The sequence below is a fragment of the Streptomyces hydrogenans genome, assembly GCF_014656075.1.
Classification (GTDB): domain Bacteria; phylum Actinomycetota; class Actinomycetes; order Streptomycetales; family Streptomycetaceae; genus Streptomyces; species Streptomyces hydrogenans.
On record NZ_BNBS01000067.1, the window covers coordinates 27,081 to 46,293 of the forward strand.

At 71.8% G+C, this 19,213-nt stretch carries 18 protein-coding genes; 9 read left to right on the forward strand and 9 right to left on the reverse strand.

Translation table 11 applies throughout. The features are described from left to right. Positions 1–152: 152 nt before the first annotated feature. The 5 genes from IE321_RS25450 to IE321_RS25470 all read right to left on the reverse strand — a co-directional run bounded on the left by IE321_RS25450 (position 153) and on the right by IE321_RS25470 (position 6,747). Positions 153–1,145 (reverse strand): carbohydrate ABC transporter permease, encoded by a 993-nt coding sequence (locus tag IE321_RS25450; protein WP_372470233.1) that lies wholly within the window; start codon positions 1,143–1,145, stop codon positions 153–155. A 4-nt stretch (positions 1,146–1,149) separates the two neighbouring features. Then, the gene (locus IE321_RS25455; RefSeq protein WP_190224663.1) at positions 1,150–2,094 is read right to left on the reverse strand and encodes a carbohydrate ABC transporter permease; all 945 of its coding nucleotides are present in this window, start codon (positions 2,092–2,094) and stop codon (positions 1,150–1,152) included. A gap of 78 nt (positions 2,095–2,172) precedes the next feature. Continuing rightward, positions 2,173–3,396 carry an ABC transporter substrate-binding protein gene (locus tag IE321_RS25460; RefSeq protein WP_226651873.1) on the reverse strand — a complete coding sequence of 408 codons (1,224 nt, stop codon included), beginning with the start codon at positions 3,394–3,396 and terminating at the stop codon, positions 2,173–2,175. A gap of 994 nt (positions 3,397–4,390) precedes the next feature. Beyond that, a complete protein-coding gene (locus IE321_RS25465) occupies positions 4,391–5,401 on the reverse strand; it encodes a LacI family DNA-binding transcriptional regulator (RefSeq protein WP_190224665.1) in 1,011 nt (336 codons plus the stop codon). 80 nt (positions 5,402–5,481) lie between these two features. After that, entirely contained in the window at positions 5,482–6,747 is a 1,266-nt protein-coding gene (locus IE321_RS25470) for an alpha/beta fold hydrolase (protein ID WP_190224666.1), read from the reverse strand. Between the two features lie 149 nt (positions 6,748–6,896). Between IE321_RS25470 and IE321_RS25475 the strand changes: the two genes are divergently transcribed. The 5 genes from IE321_RS25475 (at position 6,897) to IE321_RS25495 (ending at position 12,598) form a co-directional block, all read left to right on the forward strand. After that, the gene (locus tag IE321_RS25475) at positions 6,897–8,648 is read left to right on the forward strand and encodes an ABC transporter substrate-binding protein (RefSeq protein ID WP_190224667.1); all 1,752 of its coding nucleotides are present in this window, start codon (positions 6,897–6,899) and stop codon (positions 8,646–8,648) included. Between the two features lie 14 nt (positions 8,649–8,662). Then, positions 8,663–9,598, forward strand: a complete 936-nt coding sequence (locus IE321_RS25480) for an ABC transporter permease (protein WP_043230146.1) — start codon at positions 8,663–8,665, stop codon at positions 9,596–9,598. Continuing rightward, positions 9,595–10,581: an ABC transporter permease gene (locus IE321_RS25485; RefSeq protein ID WP_043230147.1), complete on the forward strand. Its 987-nt coding sequence runs from the start codon at positions 9,595–9,597 to the stop codon at positions 10,579–10,581. Before IE321_RS25480 ends, IE321_RS25485 begins: the two co-directional genes overlap by 4 nt. Next, complete coding sequence (locus tag IE321_RS25490) at positions 10,581–11,603, forward strand: ABC transporter ATP-binding protein (protein WP_190224668.1); 1,023 nt, start codon at positions 10,581–10,583, stop codon at positions 11,601–11,603. Before IE321_RS25485 ends, IE321_RS25490 begins: the two co-directional genes overlap by 1 nt. A 62-nt stretch (positions 11,604–11,665) precedes the next feature. Further along, a complete protein-coding gene (locus IE321_RS25495) occupies positions 11,666–12,598 on the forward strand; it encodes an ABC transporter ATP-binding protein (RefSeq protein ID WP_079022431.1) in 933 nt (310 codons plus the stop codon). Positions 12,599–12,609: 11 nt separating this feature from the next. On the opposite strand, the gene IE321_RS25500 is transcribed toward IE321_RS25495, so the two are convergent. Further along, positions 12,610–12,915 (reverse strand): hypothetical protein, encoded by a 306-nt coding sequence (locus IE321_RS25500; protein WP_190224669.1) that lies wholly within the window; start codon positions 12,913–12,915, stop codon positions 12,610–12,612. Between the two features lie 70 nt (positions 12,916–12,985). After that, entirely contained in the window at positions 12,986–13,327 is a 342-nt protein-coding gene (locus IE321_RS25505; RefSeq protein WP_190224670.1) for a hypothetical protein, read from the reverse strand. A 405-nt stretch (positions 13,328–13,732) separates the two neighbouring features. Here IE321_RS25505 and IE321_RS25510 point away from each other — a divergent pair, with 405 nt between their 5' ends. Next, positions 13,733–14,449: a peptidoglycan-binding domain-containing protein gene (locus IE321_RS25510; protein ID WP_190224671.1), complete on the forward strand. Its 717-nt coding sequence runs from the start codon at positions 13,733–13,735 to the stop codon at positions 14,447–14,449. A gap of 19 nt (positions 14,450–14,468) precedes the next feature. Here the strand turns inward: IE321_RS25510 and IE321_RS25515 are convergent, their stop codons facing one another. Continuing rightward, positions 14,469–15,878 (reverse strand): amidase, encoded by a 1,410-nt coding sequence (locus tag IE321_RS25515; RefSeq protein WP_190224672.1) that lies wholly within the window; start codon positions 15,876–15,878, stop codon positions 14,469–14,471. 91 nt (positions 15,879–15,969) lie between these two features. Next, the gene (locus tag IE321_RS25520) at positions 15,970–17,046 is read right to left on the reverse strand and encodes a chitinase (RefSeq protein ID WP_190224673.1); all 1,077 of its coding nucleotides are present in this window, start codon (positions 17,044–17,046) and stop codon (positions 15,970–15,972) included. A gap of 376 nt (positions 17,047–17,422) precedes the next feature. On the opposite strand from IE321_RS25520, the gene IE321_RS25525 reads away from it, so the two are divergent. The 3 genes from IE321_RS25525 to IE321_RS25535 all read left to right on the forward strand — a co-directional run. Then, the gene (locus tag IE321_RS25525; RefSeq protein WP_190224674.1) at positions 17,423–17,947 is read left to right on the forward strand and encodes a toxin-antitoxin system HicB family antitoxin; all 525 of its coding nucleotides are present in this window, start codon (positions 17,423–17,425) and stop codon (positions 17,945–17,947) included. 97 nt (positions 17,948–18,044) lie between these two features. Beyond that, complete coding sequence (locus IE321_RS25530; RefSeq protein ID WP_190224675.1) at positions 18,045–18,887, forward strand: DUF4097 family beta strand repeat-containing protein; 843 nt, start codon at positions 18,045–18,047, stop codon at positions 18,885–18,887. 145 nt (positions 18,888–19,032) lie between these two features. Beyond that, positions 19,033–19,213, forward strand: a 181-nt coding sequence (locus IE321_RS25535) for an ATP-binding cassette domain-containing protein (protein ID WP_190224676.1), incomplete at its 3' end; no start/stop codon positions are given.

Consider the following 19,213-nt stretch of genomic DNA (forward strand, 5'->3'; position numbering starts at 1 on the left):
GGGACGACGGCGGAGGTTCGGGTCGGGCGGAGCGCTCGCCGGCTTGGAGCTCGACGGTCGGACCGCCCAGGCGTACTTCGTCGTCGTCCCGGACAGCGGGGAAACGGATGGGCCCGGGACGACGGCGAAGGCTTCGAGGGGGTGGCGTGCCGTCAGCCCTTGAGGCTGCCGGCGGTGAGGCCGGCCATGATGCTCCTCTGGAAGAAGACGAACACGATGATCATCGGAATGCTCGCCATCACCAGACCGGCCATGATCTGGTTCTGCGTCACCTGTCCCGCGGTCTGGGAGAGTCCTACGCTGATCGTCATCTTCTCGCTGTCCGGCAGTACGAGCAGCGGCCAGACGAAGTCCTTGAACACCATCACGATGGTGAAGATGGAGACCACACCGAGGATGGGCCGCGAGATCGGCAGGATGATCGAGACGAGCACGCGCCATGGCGGCACCCCGTCGATCTCCGCCGCTTCGAGGATCTCGTCGGGAATCGAGTCGAAGAACCGCTTCAGCAGGAAGATGTTGAACCCGTTGGCCGCCACCGGGAACCAGATCGCCCAGGGCGTGTTGAGCAGGTTCCATCCGAAGATCGGCACGTCCGTGACGGTGATGTACGCCGGGATCATGACGACGATGGGCGGGATCATCAGTGTCGCGAACATCGCCCCGAGGATCACGTTGCCGAACATCGGGCGCAGCTTGGACAGCGCGTACGCGGCCGTCACGTCCACCGCGAGGGCGAACAGCCAGGCGCCGACCGAATAGAAGAGCGTGTTCTTCAGGAGCAGCCCGACGTCGAAGAGCTCCCACGCATCCGCGAAGACCGAGAAGTCCGGGTCCTTCGGCCACAGCGTCGGCGGCATCTGGGCGATCTCCTCGCCCGATTTCATCGCTCCCGTGACCATCCAGTACAGCGGGAAGACGAACACGAGCGTGAAGACGGACAGGATGGCGGCGAGCACCGTCCAGTAGATCCGCGATCCCCAGCGGGACTTGAGCTCAAGGGGCGAGATGATGGTACGGGAGTGGCCTTCGGCCCAGTGGGCGCGGCGCCGCTCGCGCGGGCGGGACGCTGCCGTCGGCGGTCCCTTGCGGGTGTCGTCCCCCGCGGTTTCCGGGTGGGTTGACAAGTCGACTGTGTTGGCCACGGGACTACCTCTTCTCGTCGCGGGTCAGCCTGAGCTGGACTGCGGCGACCGCAAGGAGAACGACCATGAGCATGACTCCGAGCGCGCTGCCGGCTCCGTAGTTGCCGCCGTAGACGAAGGCGTACTGGTACATCAGGAAGGCGACGGTGACGGTCGCGTTCTCCGGCCCTCCGCCGGTGAGCATGTAGGGCTCGATGAACACCTGCATGGTGGCGACGACCTGGAGCATCAGCATGAGCAGCAGGATCAGCCGGGTCTGCGGGATGGTGACGTTCCAGATCCGCCGGAAGATGCCGGCGCCGTCGAGTTCGGCCGCTTCGTAGAGTTCACCGGGGATGTTCTGCAGTGCGGCGAGATAGATCAGGACCCCGGAGCCCATGTTCATCCAGGTGGAGACGATGACCAGGGAGATCAGCGCGGTGTCCGTGGAGTCCAGCCAGGACAGACCCGGCAGACCCACGAAGTCGAGCAGCTGGTTGAACAGGCCGGGTCCGGGATCGTAGAACCAGCGGAAGAGCAGCACCGAGACGATCGGCGGCAGCATGACCGGCAGGTAGACGACGAAGCGCAGGTATCCGCGCGCGTGCCGCAGTTCGTTGAGGACGATCGCCACCACGAAGGGGATCACGTAGCCGCACAGCAGGGCGAGGAAGGTGAAGGCGAAGGTGTTCTTCCATGCCTGGCCGAACGCCGGGTCCTCCACCACCGCGCGGAAGTTGTCCAGGCCCACCCACGTGGGCTCGTCGACCAGGTTCGTCTCCTGGAAGCTGAGCACGACCTGCCGGACGATCGGCCACCAGGCGAAGAGCGCGAAGCAGAACAGGGCCGCGCACAGAAACCCGTAGGCGGTGATGTTGGTGCGAAGAGTCCTTCTCTGACGTGAGGGACGTGCGGGTGGCCGGCGCTGCGACTTCGGGGGCCGTTTCGCCTGCACGGTGGGTGTGTCCATGGTGATCTCCCGTTCCGCGCCGCGGGTCGGGGTGCCGCATTCCGCCGGAGACGGAGTGCGGCACCCGTCCCACGACGGTCAGCTCTTCGCCAGAATCGTGTTCGCCTTGCTCTCTGCATCGGCGAGCAGCTTGTCGATGTCGGCGTTCTCGCGGGTCAGAACTGCGGACATGGGGACGTCCAGCACCGCGTAGAGCTCCTGCGCCTTCGCCGGCTCCAGCTTGATCTCGACGTTCTTCGCCCCCTCGACGTAGGGCTGGTAGTACTCGACCGGCAGGACCGCGTTCTTCTCTCGGAGTGCGGCGATCTCCTGGCCCGTCGGCGAGTCGCTCATGTAGTCGTTGTTCGGCACACCGACGGCCTCACCGTTGGCCTTGCCGCGCGCGTAGTCGTGACGGCCCTTGCCCGGCGTGTTGAACTGGAAGTCGATCCACTGCAGGCCGGCCTTGGCCTCGGCGTCGCTCGCCTTCGGGTTGATCATGTAGGCCTCGCCACCGGTGAGCGACGCCTTGCCCTCGGGGATGGGGGCGATGCCGTACTGCTCCTTGCTCCCCTGGAACTTCTGCACCAGGTCGGTGACGACGTCCGGGGCGCCGAGCATCATGCCCGTCTTGCCGGCCGCCATCTGCTGCATCAGCGCTTCCCAGCCGATCAGCACCTTCTTGCCGACGCTGTCGTCCTTCCAGCGCATGTCGTGCAGCGTCTGCAGCACCGCCTTGCCCTCGGCGCTGTTGAAGGCCGCCTTGCCGTTCACGACCATCTCGCCGCCGCGGCTGAAGATGGACTGGGCGAAGTGCCAGCCACCGACGTTGCCGCCGCCGTACTCTCCGTACCCGACGTAGCCGTCGCCCAGATCCGCGATCTTCTTGGCCGCGGCACGGACCTCGTCCCAGGTCTTCGGCGGGGAGTTGGGGTCGAGGCCGGCCTGCTGGAAGAGCTTGCGGTTGTAGACCAGCCCGACGGAGTAGCTGACGTTGGGGACGCCGTAGATCTTGCCGTCCTTGGTGACCATGTCCCGGACGTCCTGGCGGATGCTTCCGAAGTTCTTCACCAGATCCGTGGACGCGGTGATCTCCTTCGCCTGCCCCTTGGCCATGACATCGGCGTAGTTGGTGACGGGAGCCATGAAGACCGTCTCCATCTGGCCGCCCGCCAGCTTCGCGGCGAAGGTCTTCGGGTCGAAGCACGGCTGCTGGTCCGTGCTCTTGACCTTGACGCCCGGGTGCGCCTTCTCGAACGCCTTGACGTCGTCGTCCCAGGCCTTGCGCTGCAGAGGTGCCGTCTTCGCCGGCTGACACGCCACGGTGATCGTGACATCCCCCTTGGCTCCGGCGTCGGAGTCGCCACCGCAAGCCGTGGCTGAGAGGACAAGACCTGAAGAGATCAAAAAGATCGCGAGGTTACGGGACTTCATTGCGGCTCCTCCGAGGTGGTCCCCAGGGCACTGCCCTGATCGGAGCGTCACACTAGGACGCAGAACAGGGCTACGCAAGATTTCGACCCAGGATTGCATGATTACGACTGTGTCACGAGCCTCCTGGACTGCCGGTCCTCAGCAGGCGCGCCACCGGGAGCCACCGGCGCGCCCCGCCGGGCGCGCGACCACCGCCCCACGCCGGACGACCTGGAAACCCGCTACTGACGGCGCTGACAGCACGGCCGGACGCAGGGGCGCCGATCTCGCCCCGCATCCCCGAGCGTCATCGGACCAGGGCGCGAGCGGGCCTGGCAGCCGGCCTCCTCCGCGCGCCGCAAGCCATCAGATTTTTCTCCAACCTGTTGAAGATTTTCTTCTCCTGCTTGACGACGCGTGTTCAGCCGCACCAAATGTCCGAACGAGGTCACCTCGCCGCCCGCCTGCGCAGGGCCGCCCCCTTCGACCTTGCGACGCGGACCGGTCAGGTCCCCTTCTTGTGGTGCACATGGTCACCGGGTCCCTGTCGACGGGGCCGGTACGACTCCCGGCGGCAAACCCGCACGACAGCGAGGCCCTGATCCCCCTGGTCAAGGGCATACCGCGATCCGCTCCCGCCGTGGGGCGCCGGCGCAGACGCACCATGGTCCGACTCTCCTGGCGATGCGGGTACGCGGCAGCCGTACGGCCAGGCCGTGATCGCGGAAAGTGGCCACGCCCAGGGGAGTGCTACCGCCTGGATCAGCGCGTTCGGGATCCGCACGGCACGCCGGCGGCACGGCAGTGGTGCGCACCGTCGACGACATCGGGGTCCGCGTCCTCGGCGAGCAGGCGGGCCAGGACTTCCGCCTTCCCCCCTGCCGGCAGCCGAATGCGACGACCTCTAAAGAGCGGGCGGCGGAGCCGTTGACCCGCGGACTACGAGCTCGGGCTCGAAGAGCAGTTCCCCCGAGTGCTGCCGGGTCCCCTGGACCTGGGCGATCAAGAGGTCGACCGCGGCGCGCCCCATCGCCTCGATGGGCTGGCGGACGGTGGAGAGCGGCGGCTCCGTGCAGTTCATGAAGGCCGAGTCGTCGAAGCCGACCACCGAGACGTCGCCGGGGACGGAGAGCCCGCGCCGGCGGGCGGCCCGGATCGCGCCGAGGGCGAGCGGGTCGCTGGCGCAGACGATGCCGGTGACGCCCTGTTCGAGCAGCCGGTTGGCGGCGGCCCGACCGCCTTCGAGGGAGAAGATCGAGCGGACGACGTGCTCGTCGGCGAGCGGGGTGCCGGCCGCCTCGGCGGCGGCCCGCGCGGCGCTGAGCTTGCGGCGGGAGGGCACGTGGTCTGCGGGGCCGAGCAGCAGCCCGATCCGCTCGTGGCCGAGCGAGGCGAGGTGGCGCCACGCCTGCTCGACGGCGACGGCGTCGTCGCAGGAGACGCAGGGGAAGTCGAGGCCCTCGATGGAGGCGTTGATCAGGACGACCGGGATGTTGCGCTCGTGGAGCTGGTGGTAGTGGTCGTGCGGGGCGTCGGCCTGCGCGAAGAGCCCGCCCGCGAAGACCACTCCGGAGACCTGCTGCTGGAGCAGGAGGTCCACGTAGTCGGCCTCGGAGACGCCGCCCTTGGTCTGGGTGCAGAGCACGGGGGTGAGCCCCTGCTGGGCGAGCGCGCCTCCGATGACCTCGGCGAAGGCGGGGAAGACGGGGTTCTGCAGCTCGGGCAGGACGAGTCCGACGAGCCGGGCGCGCTCCCCCCTGAGCTGGGTGGGCCGCTCGTAGCCGAGCACGTCCAGCGCGGTGAGGACGGACTGGCGGGTCGCCTCGGAGACCCCGGACTTGCCGTTGAGGACCCGGCTCACCGTCGCCTCGCTGACCCCCGCCTTCTTCGCCACTTGAGCAAGTCGTCGCGTCATGCGCGCAAGACTAGCGCAAGCTCCGCAAGAGAATGACAGCCCTTTGCGGCTCCCGCGCAAGCAGACCGGATCGCGGGACGTCAGGCGCGGCCGGCCGCCAGCTCCATGAGCCGGGCGAGGACCCGCCCTCCGGAGGCGGTGAGGCCGTCGTGCTCCCACTCGTTGGTGACCCAGACCCGGGCGGCGCCGATCCGGCGCGCGGTGTCGAGGGAGAGGCCGGCGTCCACGTACATGTCGTCGTGGCAGACGACGGCGGCGAGCGGCACCTCGTTGGCGGCCAGCCGCGCGGGGTCGTACAGCGGCGGCCAGTCGGCACGGGCGGCGAGGAGGTCGGCCGCCTCGGCGAAGGGCCGCAGTCCGGAGATCTCCCGGAACATCCACGGGTACATCATCTCGCCGGTGAGCAGCAGGGTGTCCGCGTCCTCGGCGAACTCGGGCCGGCCGGCGAGCGCCCGGTGCGCCGCCCATCCGGTGGGCCCGGCGCCCTGGCCGTACAGGCTCTCCTGGAGGACGGCGAAGAGCGGGGCGTCGACGTGCCCGGTCAGGGTCATGACCTGGTGCAGGAAGGTGGCGCTGGGCGCGCCGTCGGCACCGAGGGCCTCGTCGAGGAGCCAGTGGAGGCGTTCGAAGCCGTCGCCCATGCCGAGGGCGAGGCCGAGGGTGCGCAGCCTGCGGACGGTGAGGCGGTCGCCGTCGGGGAGCCGGACGTCGCCGGCGTCGAGGAGGCCGGCGATCCGGCGGAGGCGGGCGGCGTCCTCGGGGTAGCGGGCGTAGTACTCCCGGCAGCGGTCGCGGACCCGGGGGTAGGTGCGGGCGTAGACGTCGTCGGCGGTGGCGGTGAGGCCGGGCAACCCTCCGGTGACGTAGCAGGCGCGCAGACCCCGGGGCGCCCGGGAGAGGTAGGTCAGGGTGAGGAAGCCGCCGTAGCTCTGGCCGAGGGTCTCCCAGGGGGTGTCGCCGCAGAGGCGCCGGCGTATCAGCTCGGCGTCGTCGACGATGGCGTCCGCCCGGAAGTTGCCCAGGTAGGAGGCGAGGCGGTGCGGGTCGCCGAAGCGGGCGGCCTCGCGGGCGGTGACGGGGGTGGAGCGGCCGGTGCCGCGCTGGTCGAGCAGGAGGACCCGGTGGGTCTTGAGGGCGTGCGGCAGCCAGCCGGGCGAACCGGCGGTGGGGCGCGGGGACTTCCCGCCGGGGCCGCCCTGGAGGTAGAGCAGCCAGGGCAGTTCCTCTCCGGCGCGGGCCGGGTCGGCGACCTCGCGGGCGAAGACGTCGAGGGTGGGGCCGTCGGGGCGGGCGTGGTCGAGGGGGACGGTGAAGGTGTGGTCGGTGGTGGCGTAGGCGGGGTGCAAGGAAGGCTCCTGTAGGGACACGGATGGGTAACGGACGGGCCGAGCGGGACCCCACACCTTGTCAGTGCAATTTCACATTACTATGTTACGGGTCACATTCCGGCCGCTCTGGCTGTCCGACCGCTCTCCCGCTCTCTCGGAGTGACCCCATGAACAAGCGCACACGCACCCTGGCCATCGCCCTGGTGTCGACCCTCTCCCTCGGCCTCGCCGCCTGCTCCACCGGCTCGTCCGGCGGCAAGACCGGCGGACCGGAGCGGAAGAACCCCGCCGCCGCCAACGCCGGCGCGGTCATCGGCGGCACCCCGCAGAAGGGCGGCACCCTCACCGTCCTGTCCAACCAGGACTTCACCCACCTCGACCCGGCCCGCAACTGGGTCATGCCCGACATGGACTTCGGCACCCGGCTGCTCTACCGCACCCTCGTCACCTACAAGGCCGCCCCCGGCGCCGACGGCAGCGAGCTGGTCCCCGACCTCGCCGAGGACCTCGGCACCCCGTCCAACGGCGCCAAGACCTGGACCTTCCGCCTGAAGGCCGGCCTGAAGTACGAGGACGGCACCCCCGTCACCGCCCAGGACATCAAGCACAACGTCGAGCGGTCCTTCTCCCCCGACCTCCCCGGCGGCCCCGACTACGCGGCCCGCTACCTCGCCGGGGCCGAGGGCTACCAGGGCCCGGCCCGGGGCAAGCACCTCGACTCGGTCAAGACCCCGGACGCCCGCACGATCGTCTTCGAACTCCACAAGCCCTTCGCGGAGTTCCCCTTCGCCGCCACCCTGCCGACCTTCGCCCCGGTGCCCCCCGCCCAGGACAAGGGCGCGCAGTACGACAACCGCCCCTTCTCCTCGGGGCCGTACAAGATCGAGAGCTACGCCCGCGACAAGCAGATGGTCCTGGTCCGCAACACCCACTGGGACCCGGCGAGCGACAGCGTCCGCAAGGCGTACCCGGACCGGATCGTCGTCACCATGGGCCTCAAGGGCAACCAGATCGACGACCGCCTCGTCGCCTCCGCCGCCGGCGACTCCTCCGCCGTCGCCTGGTCCACGCTCCGCCCCGAGTCGATCTCCAAGGTCCTCACCAAGGCCGACGTCAAGGCCCGGCTCCTCGCCGAGTCCAGCAGCTGCACCGAGATGCTCCAGATGCACACCGGCCGCGCCCCCTTCGACGACCTCAAGGTCCGCCAGGCCGTGCAGTGGGCCCTCGACCGGGAGGCGATCGTCACCGCCGCCGGCGGCCCGGCCGTCACCGACGCCGCAGGCGCCGCGATGCCCGGCTCCCTCTTCACCGGCGGCAAGCAGCCCGACACCCTCGGGATCCCGCTCGCCGGTGACCCCGAGAAGGCCAGGCAGCTGCTCAAGGAGGCCGGGAAGGCCGACGGCCTGTCCACCAGCCTCACCGTCAACATCAACGACAAGGCCATCGGCGAGGCCGTCCAGCAGTCCCTCGGCAAGGCCGGCATCAAGGTGACCATCGAGACCGTCGACCCGTCCGCCTTCTACGACACCATCGGCGACACCAAGAACCGCACGGACCTCGTCTACACCGGCTGGTGTCCCGACTTCCCCTCCGGCACCACCTTCCTCCCCTTCGTCTTCGACGGCCGCTTCGTCAAGGAGAAGGGCAACTCCGGCAACCACTCCCTCTTCAAGGACGACGCCACCATGAAGCGGATGGACGAGATCGCCGCCATGACCGACGGCGACGCGGCCAACAAGGCGTGGCAGGAACTCGACGGACAGATCCTCGCCAAGGCCCCGGTCGCCCCCGGCGCCATGAAGCGCCGCGCGCTCCTCGTCGGCACCAACGTCGCCGGGGCCTACGGCCACACCTCCTGGAGCGGTCAGCTCGACTACGCGACGGTCGGCCTCAAGGACCCGTCGAAGAGCGCGAACTGAAGGACGCCCCTCCCATGACCACGACCACCACCCCTCCCCCTCCGGTGCACGCGGGCGGCGGGGCCTGGCGGGCGGTCCGCGCGGAGATCCGCCGCCGCACCTCCCTCAAGGTCTCCCTCGCCGTCGTCGCCCTCTTCGTCCTGATGACCGCCGCCGCCCCGCTGATCGCCTCGCTCGGCGGCTGGGGCCCGGAGGAGTTCGACAAGTCCGCCGTCGACCCCTACCTCGGCGGACTGCCGATCGGACCGCTCGGCGGGGTCTCCGCCGAGCACTGGCTCGGCGTCGAACCCATCACCGGCCGCGACCTGTTCGCCCGGGTCGTGCACGGCGCCCAGGTGTCGCTGCTGATCGCCTTCGCCGCCACCGCGATCGTCGTGCTGGCGGGGGTGACGGCCGGCATCGCCGCCGGCTACTTCGGCGGCCGCACCGACACCGCGCTGTCCCGGCTGATGGACCTCACGATGTCCTTCCCCTCCCTCATCTTCATGATCGCGATGATGTCGGTGGCCCGGGACGCCGACCGGACCCTCCTGATGATCCTCGTCATCGGCCTCTTCGGCTGGCCCGGCGTCGCCCGGGTCGTCCGCGGCCAGACCCTCTCGCTCAAGCACCGCGAGTACGTCGACGCGGCCCGCGTCGGCGGCTCCGGACCCTGGCGGATCCTCGCCCGCGACATCCTCCCGGGCGTCGCGGGGCCGGTCATCGCGTACACCACGCTGATGGTCCCCGGCATGATCGCCACCGAGGCGGCGCTCAGCTACCTCGGCGTCGGGGTCCGCCCGCCGACCCCGTCCTGGGGCCAGATGATCGCCGAGAGCGTCGCCTACTACGACACGGACCCCATGTACTTCCTCGTCCCGAGCGTCTGCCTCTTCCTCACCGTCCTCGCCTTCACCCTCCTCGGCGACGCGCTGCGCGACGTCCTCGACCCCCGGGGGAGCCGTACGTGATCCTCTACCTCGGCCGCCGGCTCCTCGGGGTGCTCGGCGTCCTCCTCGCCATCGCCGCCGTCACCTTCACCATCTTCTACGTCCTGCCCTCCGACCCGGCCGCCGCCGCCTGCGGCAAGGCGTGCAGCGACGAACGCCTGGAGGCGATCCGCGCCAACATGGGCCTGGACGCCCCCCTCTGGCGGCAGTTCGCCGACTTCGTCACCGGCATCTTCACCGGACGCACCATGGGCACCGGGCAGTACGCCCTGCACTGCGACTTCCCCTGCCTCGGCTACTCGTACGAGAACAGCGAGGGCGTCTGGGACCTCCTCGTCGACCGGCTCCCCGTCTCCGCCTCGCTCGCCGCCGGAGCCGCCGTGCTGTGGCTGGCCCTCGGCCTGACCGCGGGCGTGACGGCCGCCCTCCGCAAGGACACCCTGACCGACCGGGCCCTCATGGTCGGCGCGGTCGCCGCCGCCTCCCTGCCGGTCTACTTCACCTCCGTCCTGCTCATCTACGGGCTGATCCGGCTCACCGGACTGCTGCCCTACCCGCAGTACGTCCCCCTCACCTCCGACCCGCTGTCCTGGGCCTCCAACCTGCTGCTGCCCTGGCTGGCCCTGGCGGTCCTGTACGCCGCCATGTACGCCCGGCAGAGCCGCGGCGCGATGATCGAGTCCATGGCGGAGCCGTACATCCGCACCGCCCGCGCCAAGGGCCTGCCGCGCCGCACGGTCGTCGTCAAGCACGGTCTGCGGGCCGGGATGACCCCGATCCTCACCATCTTCGGCATGGACCTCGGCGGACTCCTCGCGGGCGCCGTCATCACCGAGTCCCTCTTCGGACTCCCCGGCGTCGGACGCCTCTTCTACGGCGCCCTCACCACCGGCGACCAGCCCGTCATCCTCGGCGTGACGCTCCTCGCGGCCGGCTTCATCGTCGTCGCCAACCTGGCCGTGGACCTGCTGTACGCCGTCGTCGACCCGCGAGTGAGGTACTGATGGCCGACACCGCCCCGCTCCTGACGGTCCGGGACCTCAGCGTCACCTTCCCGACCCCCCGCGGCCCCGTCCGGGCCGTCGACTCCCTCTCCTTCGACGTGCCGCACGGCCGCACCCTCGGCATCGTCGGCGAGTCGGGCTCCGGCAAGTCCGTGACCTCGCTCGCCGTCATGGGCCTGCACACCGGCGCCGACGTCACCGGCTCCGTCGCCCTCGACGGGCGCGAACTCGTCGGCCTCCCCGACCAGGAGCTGAACCGGCTCCGCGGCCGGCGGATGGCGATGATCTTCCAGGACCCGCTCTCCAGCCTGCACCCCTACTACACCGTCGGCGAGCAGATCGCCGAGCACCACCGCGTGCACTTCGGCACCCGCCGGGCCGCCGCCCGCGCCCGCGCGATCGAGGCGCTCGCCGAGGTCGGCATCCCGGAGCCGAGACGCCGCGTGGGCGAGTACCCCCACCAGTTCTCCGGCGGCATGCGCCAGCGGGTCATGATCGCGATGGCGCTGGTCTGCGAACCCGACCTGCTCATCGCCGACGAGCCGACCACCGCGCTCGACGTCACCGTGCAGGCCCAGATCCTCGACCTGCTCGCCCGGCTCCAGCAGGAGCGCCGGCTCTCCGTCGTCATGATCACCCACGACCTGGGCGTGGTGGCCCGGGTCGCCCACGAGGTGCTCGTCATGTACGGCGGACGCGCCGCCGAACAGGCCCCGGTCGACGCCCTGTTCGCCGCCCCCGCGCACCCGTACACCCGCGGGCTGCTCGACTCCCTGCCCCGCCTCGACGACCCCGACGACGTACCGCTGCGCGCCATCCCCGGCAGCCCGCCGTCCCTGCTCGACCCGGCACCCGGCTGCGCCTTCGCGCCCCGCTGCGCCCGCGCCGCGGCCGGCTCGGCCGAGGAGCGGGCCCGCTGCACCGCCGAACGGCCGGCGCTCGGCGGCCCCGAAGGACACACCGCCGCCTGCCACTTCGCGGCCTTCCCGGCCTTTCCCGCGTACGAAGGGGTCGCCCCGTGACCACGTCCACCCTCCCCGGCACGGACCCGGCGCCGCCGCTGCTGCGCGTGCGGGACCTCGCCATGACCTTCCCGGGCCGCCGCCGCTCCTCGCCCGTGCGGGCCGTCGACGGCGTCGGCTTCGATCTGGCGGCCGGCGAGACCCTCGGCCTGGTCGGCGAGTCGGGCTGCGGCAAGTCGACCACCGGCCGGATGATCGTCCGACTCCTGGAGCCGACCGCCGGCACCGTCGAGTACGACGGCCGGTCCATCGCCCACCTCTCGCAGCGGGCCATGAAGCCGCTCCGCCGCGACATCCAGATGGTCTTCCAGGACCCGCACTCCTCCCTCAACCCCCGCCAGTCCGTGGCCCGGATCATCGCCGACCCGCTGCTGGTGCAGGGGGCCGGGGCGGAGGAGGCCCGCAAGCGGGCGGTGGAGCTGATGGAGCTGGTCGGACTCATCCCCGAGCACGCCGACCGCCGCCCGCACGAGTTCTCCGGCGGCCAGGCGCAGCGCATCGGCATCGCCCGCGCGCTCGCCACGGGCCCCCGGCTCGTCGTGGCCGACGAGCCCGTCTCGGCGCTCGACGTCTCCGTCCAGGCGCAGATCGTCAACCTGATGGAGCGGCTCCAGGACGAACTCGGCCTCGCCTACCTGTTCATCGCCCACGACCTGTCGGTGGTGAAACGCGTCTGCGACCGGGTCGCCGTCATGTACCTGGGCCGGATCGTCGAGATCGGCGCCAAGGACCGGGTGTACGACGCCCCCGCCCACCCCTACACCCGGGCGCTCCTCTCCGCCGTGCCGCTGCCGGACCCGGCGGCCGAACGGGCCCGGGAGCGCATCACCCTCCTCGGCGACCCGCCGAGCCCCGCCGCTCCCCCGCCGGGCTGCACCTTCCACCCGCGCTGCCCGAAGGCCCAGGCCGTCTGCCGCACCGAGGCACCGGCCCTGAGGTCACTCGCACCGGGCGAACCCAGGGAGGTGGCCTGCCACTTCCCTGAGCAGGACTGACCGGCCGGGCGTCAGCCGGAGGACATCGCGATCCCCATCAGGAGCGCCGACACCCACGGGGCCGCGACCAGGAAGAGGGAGGCCGAGGCCAGGAGGATCCGCGGGACGCGCAGCGAGCGGCGGTACGGCGGGAGCCAGGCGAGCACGAGGAGCACGGCGGCCGCCGTAAGGATGACCTCGATCCCGCTGGTGTACCCGTCGGCCCCGAAGAACGCGAACTCTCCGACCAGGAGCGGGAGTCCGGGAAGCGTCGCCACGAGGGGCGCCTTCCACCAGGTCGGGTCGAGGGGGGCGCGTGCGCCGGCTGCCGTCGTCATGCCCCCAGTCGATCACCGGCGGGGGCGGGGCGGGATCCGGGCCGGTACTCAGAGCCGCGGGCGCGCGTACTCACACGGAGGCGCCGGAGCGGAGGCGCACGCGGGAGGCGGAGGCGCGCCGGAGCCGCGGGCCGACCCGGCCCGCCTCCCGCAGCCGCTCGCCGTCGAGCGTCCGGTGCGCCTCCCGCAGCGCCTCGCCCAGCGCGAGGAACCGCGCGGCCTCCTCGGGCCGTTCGCGGGCCGGCAGATTCGCCGCCCAGACGGCGAGGGGAGGCCGCCGCAGCGCCGCGATCGCCCGCGCGGCCGACTTGTCCTTCGCCCGGCGCGCCTCGGCGACGTACGCGTCGCGGACGGCCGTGAACTCGGACGGTCTCAGCGCGTACAGCTCACCGGTGACCCGTTCGACATCCATGCGCCCCACTCTGCTGCTCCCGACGGCCGAGCCCGGGGCGAACCTCCGCCGGTGCGCGAGCCGTCACCCGCTCGGCAGGAGCCCCTCAGTCCTGTGAGCCGCGTCACACATTAAGAATCATTTAAGGATCAATGCCGCGAAGATCCCGTTTTCCGGGGCATCGCCCGCAGTTGACGCCCTGTTTGACCGACGATCAAACTCTGCGTGGATTCGCCACCCCTCCACGGCTTCTCCGCATCCCTCACGGTTTCCCCTTCCCTGGAGCCCTTGATGCGCCACAGGACTGCCCTGACCACAGCAGTCACGCCGGTCACCCCCGAACCTCCCTCCGCGCCTCCCCTTCCCGGACAGCCGCACCCCGTCTTCGGGCAGGTCGCGGCAGGCGGCCCCGACGGGCGGTCCGGTGTGCGCGCACAGGATCTCGAACTCTTCGACAGCACGCGGCCGTTGCCCGTCGTCCCGACGGCCCCCCGCCGACGCGGCGGCCGGCACGCGCCCGCCCCTCGGCGGCGGCGTACGGCCCCCCTCCCGCCGCTGCTGATGGGTCTGCTGGCGGCCGGGGTCGGCGCGGCCCTGCCGGTCTACCTCACCGCGCGGCCGGACTCGCCCGCCCCCCACCCCTCCACGCTCACGATGCCGGACCTGCCTCCCCCGCCCACCCTGGTGCCGGACCCCGTCGGCACGACCGGCGTGCCGTCCCGCACCCCCTCGACACGGCCGATCCCGCCACGACCACCGGCGCCGACCCCGACCCGTACCGCTCCGAAGGCGACCCGGTCGGCCCCGGCCCCCGTCACCGCCACGGCCGTGGCGCCGCCCCCGACGACGCGGGCGGCCACCTCCCCTCCCCCGGCGCCGCCGGTCTCCCCGCCGCCGACCCACGAGCGCCACCGCCCGTCCTCGGGCCCGGACGGCCCGCGCGTCGGCAGCAGCGGGCCCGAGGTGCTGGAGGTCCAGGTCATGCTCCAGCGGCTCGGCCTCTACGAGGGGCCGCTGGACGGCGAGTTCGGTGAGTCGACGGAGCTGGCCGTGATCCAGTTCCAGTGGTCCGTGCGGGTCTTCGAACGGCCGGGCGTCTGCGGCCCGTTGACGCTCGCCGCGCTGCGGGAGGCGAGCGCCTGACCGTCCGGTCCATCGGCTGTCAGACGTCCTGGAGGCGACGGAAGGGACGCTCGGCCTCCAGGGCGAACGCCGCCTCCAGGAGGGTGCGTTCACTGCCGGGGCGGCCGGAGAGGAGGACGCCCACCGGCAGGCCGTCGGCCGTCGTGCGCGCGCTCGGCAGGGAGATCGAGGGGGTGCCCACGACGTTGTCGACGGGCGTATAGGCGACGTAGGCGAGGATCCGGTCGACCAGCTCCTCGTACGGCACGGTGGGGCTGAGGTGGCCGATCGGGGGCGTGGTGTGGGCAAGGACCGGGGTGAGGACGAGGTCGAGACCGCGCAGGGCCGCCGCGTACGCCTCCCTGGTCCGCCGCAGCCGCCGCAGCACGCCCGGCGTGTCCCGCCACCGCTTCACGTACTCCTCGCGCAGTCCGCGACTCAGCCCGTCCATGCGGTGCCGGTCGAAGTCCCGGCCCAGGCTGCGACCGGTGGCGCCGAGGAGGAAGGAGAGCATGCCCCAGTAGGTGAGGAAGTCCCCGGTGAAGCGGGGGTCGAGGTCCATGCCCACCGGCTCGACGGTGTGGCCCAGGGAGCGGAGGGTGGCGGCGGTCTCGGTGACGGCGGCGCGGGTGTCGTCGTCGCAGGTGACGCCGTTGGGCGAGTCGAGCAGGAAGCCGATGCGCAGCTTCCGGTCGGAGGGGCCCTCGACGAGGCCGACGGGCGGCAGCCCGGGGTTGCGCCGGTAGCGTTCGGCGGCGGCGAGGAAGGCGGCGGAGTCGCGGACGGTCCGGGTGACGACGCCGTCGGTGACGATGTCGAGCGGCAGCCGGCGGCTCTGGTCGTTGCCGACGAGCCGGCCCCGGGTGGGCTTGAGGCCGACGAGTCCGCAGCAGGCGGCGGGGATCCGGATGGAGCCGCCGCCGTCGTTGGCGTGGGCGAGCGGCACCGCGCCGGCGGCGACGAGCGCGGCGGCGCCGCCCGAGGAGCCGCCTGCGGAGTGGCCGGGGTGCCACGGGTTGCGGACCGGCTCGCCGGTCTCGTACTCGGTGGCCGGGCTGAAGCCGAACTCCGGCAGCCGGGTCTTGCCGAGGACGGTGACCCCGGTGCTGAGGAACTGGCGCACGAAGGGCGCGTGCCGGCGGGCCGGCCGGGGGGTGAAGGCGGCGCTGCCGTGCCCGGTGGGCAGACCCGCGTAGTCGGTGTTGTCCTTGATCAGGGTGGGGACGCCCGCGAAGACCCCGCCGGTGCCGCCGCGCAGTTCCGGCGGGTCCAGCGGGGTCTGCACCGCGTTCAGCTCCGCGACCGCCCGCAGGCGGGCGACCGCGTCCCGGACGGCCTCGGCGGGGCTCACCTCGCGCCGCCGGATCGCCTCCGCGAGTCCGACGGCGTCGTGCTCCCCGAGGGAGTCGTCCCGGAAGGCGTGGACCGTGTTCCGCTTCTCGTCGCTCACCGCTGCCTCAGCCCCCGGGGTCGTGGATGGATGCCGCCATCATGGCGTACCCACGGGTAACACGCGAGGGCCGGGCTGGTGCGGAGCCGGCCTAACGGCCCTGGAGCCGCTTGACGTTGTCGCCGAAGGTCCAGTTCTTCGAGCCGTCCCAGTTCGCCGACCAGGTCATCAGGCCCTTGAGCTTGCCCCCGTAGTGGTTCCACGCCTGCGTCACGAGGGACGGCGCCATGTATCCGCCGCCGGCGCCCGGCTGTGCCGGCAGCCCGGGGACCTGCTTGTCGTACGGGACGCGGATCGTGGTGCCCTGGACGACCAGGCCGCGGTCGAGGCAGTCGGTCTGGGCGGTGAAGCCGGCTACGGTGCCGGCGGAGTAGGAGTCGCCGGAACAGCCGTACATGCTGCCGTTGTAGTACTGCATGTTCAGCCACCACAGGCGCCCGTTGTCGGCGTACTTCTTGACGATCGGGAGGTACGCGCCCCAGATCGAGCCGTACGCGACGCTGCCGCCGGTGACGTAGGCCGTCTCGGGCGCCATCGTCAGGCCGAAGCCGGCGGGCATCCGGGCGAGGACGCCGTCGATGATGCGGACGAGGTTGGCCTGGGAGGCGGACAGGGTGCCGATGCTGCCGCTGCCGACGAGACCGGTCTCGATGTCGATGTCGATGCCGTCGAAGTTGTACCGCTGGAGGATCGGCACGATCGTCTCGACGAAGCGGTCGGCGACCGCCCGCGAGCTGAGGTCGATCCCGGCGGCGGCCCCGCCGATGGACATGAGGATGGTGGCGCCCGCGGCCTTGGCCCGGCACATCTCGGCCGGGGTGGCGACCTTGACGTTGCTGTCCATGCCGTCCTCCCACAGCACCGTGCCGTCGGAGCGGATCACGGGGAAGGCGGCGCTGATGACGTTGTACCCGTGGGCGGCGAACCGGGGGTCGTCGATCGGCGCCCAGCCGAAGGGCGGGTGGACGCCGTTGGCGGCGCCGTCCCAGTTCTCCCAGTAGCCCTGGAGCACCTTTCCGGTGGGACGGGACTTGAGGGCGCAGGTGTCGGCGGTCGCCGACGTGGCGCCGGCCTGACCGGCGACGGCCTGCGCGGGAGCGACGGCGACGGTGGCGAGCAGGGCGGTGAGGCCCGCTCCGAGGGCGCGGACGATCCGTGAGCCTGGCATGCGGTGCTCCTTGGGACGTGGGGGGTCGGTCCGGGGCGTGGCGCGCGCTCCAGCAGACCGTAGATTGGTCCAGACCTACCGTCAACCACCCCTACGGACACTGCTATTGGAGCGAGCACCGGCGGGGGCGGGATACCGGGGGCCCGCCACGGCGGTCCGAGTTCCGCCTGGCGTGACGCCACATGGCGCCACGTGACGCCGCATGGCACCGCATGGCGCCGCGTGACACCACATGACACCGCAGAGCGCCACGTGACACCACATGGCACCACAGGGCACCATCCGGCGTCACCACTGGCGCCATCGAGCGCCATTCGGTGCCACATGACACCACCAGGGGTTGCACATGGCGCCATAGTGGTGCCATGATGACGTCATGGACCTCACCCCGTATGTCGACAGCCTCCGCCGCGAACTCGCGGTGGCCGCCGAAGCCGGTGGCGACGCGGCGCGCGAACTGGCCGAGCGGCTCACGGCTCCCCTGGAGTCGGCGGCCCGCCTGACCATGCTCAACGTGCTCTCCGCCGCCACGGACGAGATCACCCGCGAACTCGCCCCCGGCTCGGTCGACGTACGGCTCCGTGGCCTCGACCCCGACTTCGTGGTGACCCGGCCGCCCGCCGACAGCGGCACGGCACCCGCGGAGCCGGCGGCGCAGGCCGAACCGCCCGCGGCGACCGCCGCCCCCGAAGGGGACGACGGCGCGGTCGCCCGGGTCAACCTGCGACTGCCGGCCCACCTCAAGGCACGTGCCGAGGAGGCCGCGAGCCGCGAAGGACTGTCGGTCAACGCCTGGCTGGTCCGGGCCGTGTCGTCGGCGGTCGACGGCGGCGCCGCCCGGCCGCGCACGGCGGAGAAGCCCCGGACCGTCGGGCAGAGCATCACCGGCTGGGTGCGGTAACCCGCCGCCCCTGCCCGGCGCACGACCCCGCACCACTTCATCCACACCGCGTCCCACCAGCGGGGACGTTCACGAGACCCAAGAGGACGGGACAGCCATGCCTTCTTTCGACACTCCCGCAGCGATCTCGGTCACGGCCCGCGTCGAGGCCGGCTCCATCCAGTTCGTCGCCGGCGAGCGCGCCGACACGGTCGTCCAGATCACGCCGCGCAACCCGAAGAAGGACCTGGACGTGCGGACGGGCGAGCAGACCGAGGTGTCGTACGCCAACGGCAACCTGACCGTGCGGACCCCCAAGTCCAACCTGTTCGGCCGCACCGGCGTCGTCGACGTGACGGTGGAGCTGCCGACGGGCTCGCGGGTCGAGGTCGACGGCGCCTGGACCCAGATCCTCGGCGAGGGCAGGCTCGGCGAGGTCCGCGTGAAGACCTCGTCCGGGGACGCCCGGCTCGACACCACCGGCCCGCTGCGCCTCACGGCCTCGCACGGCTCCATCTCCGTGGACCGCGTCGAGGGCCCGGCCGAGATCACCACCAGCTCCGGCAGCATGCGGGTCGGCCTGATCGACGGGACGGCCGTCCTGAAGAACTCGCACGGCACCACGACGGTCGCCGCCGTCACCGGCGAGCTCCGCGTCAGCGGGGCGCACGGCGACATCACCGTCGACCGCGCCGAGGACTCGGTCACCGCCACCACCGCCCACGGCACCATCCGCATCGGCGAGGCCGCCCGCGGCACCGTCCAGGTGGAGACGAACTACGGCGCCATCGACGTCGGCGTCCGCGAGGGCACCGCCGCCTGGCTCGACGCCCACGCGGGCTCCGGCCAGGTGCGCAACGGCCTCACCGCCTCCGACGCCCCGCAGGAGTCCGAGGAGACCGTCACGGTCCGCGCCCGCACCCGCCACGGCAACATCGACATCCGCCGCGCCCGCGTCTGACCCCGGAGGGCCCGCCCACCGGGCCCTCCCCTCCGCTCCTCCCGCCTCCCCGCGCGGCGGACCCCTCCCCCGCCGCGCGCCGCGCCCCTCCCACTGCAACTCCAGCCTTCGATCGGACGCCCTCATGCCTTCTTCTGTCATGCCCATGCCCACTCCATCGCCGGGTGGGGGCGACGGCCCGCTCGTCCCGGCCGCCATCACCGCCACCGGTCTGCGCAAGTCGTACGGCGACAAGGTCGTCCTCGACGGAGTCGACCTCCACATCCCGGCCGGATCCGTCTTCGCGCTGCTGGGTCCGAACGGCGCCGGCAAGACCACCGCCGTGA

Excerpts from the sequence above, each read along its gene's own strand:
- IE321_RS25455 (WP_190224663.1), bottom strand. The coding sequence starts at position 2,094 with ATGGACACACCCACCGTGCAGGCGAAACGGCCCCCGAAGTCGCAGCGC.
- IE321_RS25465 (WP_190224665.1), bottom strand. The coding sequence starts at position 5,401 with ATGACGCGACGACTTGCTCAAGTGGCGAAGAAGGCGGGGGTCAGCGAG.
- IE321_RS25475 (WP_190224667.1), top strand. The coding sequence starts at position 6,897 with ATGAACAAGCGCACACGCACCCTGGCCATCGCCCTGGTGTCGACCCTC.
- IE321_RS25480 (WP_043230146.1), top strand. The coding sequence starts at position 8,663 with ATGACCACGACCACCACCCCTCCCCCTCCGGTGCACGCGGGCGGCGGG.
- IE321_RS25490 (WP_190224668.1), top strand. The coding sequence starts at position 10,581 with ATGGCCGACACCGCCCCGCTCCTGACGGTCCGGGACCTCAGCGTCACC.
- IE321_RS25495 (WP_079022431.1), top strand. The coding sequence starts at position 11,666 with ATGACCTTCCCGGGCCGCCGCCGCTCCTCGCCCGTGCGGGCCGTCGAC.
- IE321_RS25500 (WP_190224669.1), bottom strand. The coding sequence starts at position 12,915 with ATGACGACGGCAGCCGGCGCACGCGCCCCCCTCGACCCGACCTGGTGG.
- IE321_RS25505 (WP_190224670.1), bottom strand. The coding sequence starts at position 13,327 with ATGGATGTCGAACGGGTCACCGGTGAGCTGTACGCGCTGAGACCGTCC.
- IE321_RS25520 (WP_190224673.1), bottom strand. The coding sequence starts at position 17,046 with ATGCCAGGCTCACGGATCGTCCGCGCCCTCGGAGCGGGCCTCACCGCC.
- IE321_RS25525 (WP_190224674.1), top strand. The coding sequence starts at position 17,423 with ATGGACCTCACCCCGTATGTCGACAGCCTCCGCCGCGAACTCGCGGTG.
- IE321_RS25530 (WP_190224675.1), top strand. The coding sequence starts at position 18,045 with ATGCCTTCTTTCGACACTCCCGCAGCGATCTCGGTCACGGCCCGCGTC.